Source organism: Candidatus Desulfosporosinus nitrosoreducens (genome assembly GCF_030954495.1).
Classification (GTDB): domain Bacteria; phylum Bacillota; class Desulfitobacteriia; order Desulfitobacteriales; family Desulfitobacteriaceae; genus Desulfosporosinus; species Desulfosporosinus nitrosoreducens.
Map to the genome: position 1 here is coordinate 1 of NZ_JAVHUW010000002.1, position 3,809 is coordinate 3,809.

Genomic DNA, 3,809 nt, shown 5'->3' on the forward strand with positions numbered 1-3,809 from the left:
TTTAGTGGCGGACGGGTGAGTAACGCGTGGGTAACCTACCCAACAAGCCGGGACAACCCTTGGAAACGAGGGCTAATACCGGATACGCTTAAGACCTGGCATCAGGTTTTAAGGAAAGGTGGCCTCTGAAGATGCTACCGATGATGGATGGACCCGCGTCTGATTAGCTAGTTGGTGGGGTAAAGGCCTACCAAGGCGACGATCAGTAGCCGGCCTGAGAGGGTGAACGGCCACACTGGGACTGAGACACGGCCCAGACTCCTACGGGAGGCAGCAGTGGGGAATCTTCCGCAATGGACGAAAGTCTGACGGAGCAACGCCGCGTGTATGATGAAGGTCTTCGGATTGTAAAGTACTGTCTTTAGGGAAGAACGGTAAGGTTGAAAATATTGACCTTGCATGACGGTACCTAAGGAGGAAGCCCCGGCTAACTACGTGCCAGCAGCCGCGGTAATACGTAGGGGGCGAGCGTTGTCCGGAATTATTGGGCGTAAAGGGCGCGTAGGCGGGTATTTAAGTCCGGTGTGAAAGATCAGGGCTCAACCCTGAGAGTGCATCGGAAACTGGGTATCTTGAGGACAGGAGAGGAAAGTGGAATTCCACGTGTAGCGGTGAAATGCGTAGATATGTGGAGGAACACCAGTGGCGAAGGCGACTTTCTGGACTGTAACTGACGCTGAGGCGCGAAAGCGTGGGGAGCAAACAGGATTAGATACCCTGGTAGTCCACGCCGTAAACGATGAGTGCTAGGTGTAGAGGGTATCGACCCCTTCTGTGCCGGAGTTAACACAATAAGCACTCCGCCTGGGGAGTACGGCCGCAAGGTTGAAACTCAAAGGAATTGACGGGGGCCCGCACAAGCGGTGGAGCATGTGGTTTAATTCGACGCAACGCGAAGAACCTTACCAGGGCTTGACATCCTCTGAATCCTTTGGAAACAAGGGAGTGCCTTTCGGGGAGCAGAGAGACAGGTGGTGCATGGTTGTCGTCAGCTCGTGTCGTGAGATGTTGGGTTAAGTCCCGCAACGAGCGCAACCCCTGTATTTAGTTGCTAACGAGTAAGGTCGAGCACTCTAGATAGACTGCCGGTGATAAACCGGAGGAAGGTGGGGATGACGTCAAATCATCATGCCCCTTATGTCCTGGGCTACACACGTGCTACAATGGCCGGTACAGACGGAAGCGAAGCTGTGAAGTGGAGCCAATCCGAGAAAGCCGGTCTCAGTTCGGATTGCAGGCTGCAACTCGCCTGCATGAAGTCGGAATCGCTAGTAATCGCAGGTCAGCATACTGCGGTGAATACGTTCCCGGGCCTTGTACACACCGCCCGTCACACCACGAAAGTCTGCAACACCCGAAGCCGGTGAGGTAACCTGAAAAGGAGCTAGCCGTCGAAGGTGGGGCCGATGATTGGGGTGAAGTCGTAACAAGGTAGCCGTATCGGAAGGTGCGGCTGGATCACCTCCTTTCTAAGGAGAACAGTTTAGAGCTTCAGCTTTAAACGAACATCCTATGGGTCGATGCTCTTGTTTAGGCAAGAGATCAAAAAGAGTCTGCAAAGGCTCAGCCGAGGGATCGGCACCTCATTGGCAAAGCTGTTGTTTAGTTTTGAGAGACCAGGCGATTTAAAGAGATTTAAATCAAGAGGCCTCACTCCCAGGATTGAGGAAGAGCCGAAGGGCTTGAAGGCAATCCTGATTGTGTCTCCTACGGCGAAGGACATCAACCTCAGATAAGAGGAAAGATGACTTCATCACCGTTTGAGCTGTTCTTTGAAAACTGCATAGAGAAGAAATTCTAGCAAATCAAACAAAACAACACCTCAAGATGAAAGGAAACGACATCTTGAGAGACCCTAGATGTAGCGAAGAACCATTAGGTCAAGCTACTAAGGGCGTACGGTGGATGCCTAGGCGCTAAGAGTCGAAGAAGGGCGCGGTTAACAGCGAAATGCCACGGGGAGTCGTAAGCAGGCTTTGATCCGTGGATACCCGAATGGGGCAACCCAACCGGAGTTATGTCCGGTTATCTTTAGCTGAATACATAGGTTAAAGAAGACAACCCGGAGAACTGAAACATCTAAGTATCCGGAGGAAGAGAAAGAATCATCGATTCCCTGAGTAGCGGCGAGCGAAACGGGAAGAGCCCAAACCAAGCTCTTCGGAGCTTGGGGTTGTAGGACCCTCTGTTAAGAATGGATCTTTAGTGGAAGAAGGCTGGAAAGCCTCGGCAAAGAAGGTAACACCCCTGTAAGCGAAAAAGAGACATTCTGTGAGGGAATCCTGAGTACCGCGGGACACGAGAAACCCCGTGGGAAGCAGGGAGGACCACCTCCCAAGGCTAAATACTCCTTAGCGACCGATAGTGAACCAGTACCGTGAGGGAAAGGTGAAAAGCACCTCGGAAGAGGAGTGAAAAAGAACCTGAAACCGTACGCTTACAAGCAGTCACAGCACGTTGGTGTGGTGGCGTGCCTTTTGTAGAATGAACCGGCGAGTTACGGTATGCAGCGAGGTTAAGGCGGAGAGCCGGAGCCGAAGCGAAAGCGAGTCTGAAATGGGCGACGAGTTGCATGCTGTAGACCCGAAACCGTGTGATCTACCCATGGCCAGGGTGAAGGTGGGGTAAAACCCACTGGAGGCCCGAACTCACTGTCGTTGAAAAGGCAGGGGATGAGCTGTGGGTAGGGGTGAAATGCCAATCGAACACGGAGATAGCTGGTTCTCCCCGAAATAGCTTTAGGGCTAGCCTCAATGAAGGAATCATGGCGGTAGAGCACTGAATAGGCTAGGGGCCTTACCAGGTTACCGAACCTTATCAAACTCCGAATGCCAGGATATTACCATTGGGAGTCAGACTGTGGGGGATAAGCTTCATAGTCAAAAGGGAAACAGCCCAGACCATCAGCTAAGGTCCCAAAGTATACACTAAGTGGGAAAGGATGTGGAATTGCTCAGACAACCAGGATGTTGGCTTAGAAGCAGCCACCATTTAAAGAGTGCGTAATAGCTCACTGGTCGAGTGGTTCTGCGCCGAAAATGTAACGGGGCTCAAGTGTATCACCGAAGCTATGGCTTTACAGGAAACTGTAAGGGGTAGGGGAGCGTTCTGTCAGCAGAGAAGTCAAGCCGTAAGGTTTGGTGGAGTGGATAGAAGTGAGAATGCCGGTATGAGTATGCGAAAAGACAAGTGAGAATCTTGTCCGCCGAAAATCTAAGGGATCCTGGGGAAGGCTCGTCCGCCCAGGGTAAGTCGGGACCTAAGCCGAGGCCGAAAGGCGTAGGTGATGGACAACTGGTTGAGATTCCAGTACCACCGAGAAGCGATTGAGTAATGGGGCGACACAGAAGGATAGGTTAAGCGTGCCGTTGGTCGAGCACGCCCAAGCGAGTAGGAGGTAGGGTAGGCAAATCCGCCCTGCGTAACTCTGAGACGTGATGGGGAGCGAAATAAAGTAGCGAAGTAACCGACTCCAGGCTGTCAAGAAAAGCCTCTAGCGAGCGACTGGGTGCCCGTACCGCAAACCGACACAGGTAGATGGGGTGAGAAACCTAAGGCGCGCGAGAAACCCCTCGTTAAGGAACTCGGCACAATGGCCCCGTAACTTCGGGAGAAGGGGCGCTCACTGCAAGGTGAGCCGCAGAGAACTGGTCCAGGCGCCTGTGTCAGAAAAACACAGGTCCCTGCTAATCCGAAAGGAGATGTATAGGGGCTGACACCTGCCCGGTGCTGGAAGGTTAAGAGGAGAGGTTAGGCGCAAGCCGAAGCTTTGAATTGAAGCCCCAGTAAACGGCGGCCGTAACTATAAC

The 3,809-nt window shown here is 52.7% G+C and carries 2 rRNA genes; both read left to right on the forward strand.

Annotation, left to right across the window (positions count from 1 at the left end):
• A 16S ribosomal RNA gene (locus REC12_RS00030) occupies window positions 1-1,469 on the forward strand; the annotation flags it as partial.
• A gap of 409 nt (window positions 1,470-1,878) precedes the next feature.
• Window positions 1,879-3,809 (forward strand): 23S ribosomal RNA (locus tag REC12_RS00035); the annotation flags it as partial.